Annotated in this window: 1 pseudogene; it reads left to right on the top strand. The window is 37.4% G+C overall.

What is annotated here, in order from left to right:
* Nucleotides 1-222, top strand: a pseudogene (locus CWC11_RS22065) (exopolyphosphatase); the annotation flags it as partial.

Here is a 222-nt window from a genome sequence, read left to right as displayed (position 1 = left end):
AACGTTTTAATCACGCACAAATAAAGGCTGAACAAGATGTAGAATCCATCACGGCGACTTACCTAAATACCGGCTGGAAAACATGCTTAGGTACATCAGGTACCATTAAAACATTAGTAGCAATAAACCAAGCTAACTTTGCTCAAAGCCTGTTAACACTGCACTCTTTAGAGCAAATAAAAGCGCTTCTTCTTGCACAAAACCACATTGAACAAATAAATA

The sequence above is a fragment of the Pseudoalteromonas sp. S3178 genome, assembly GCF_005886985.1.
GTDB classification, from domain to species: Bacteria; Pseudomonadota; Gammaproteobacteria; order Enterobacterales; family Alteromonadaceae; genus Pseudoalteromonas; species Pseudoalteromonas carrageenovora.
Note: the sequence above shows the minus strand (reverse complement) of the source record. Positions and strands in the feature narration are given on the sequence as shown.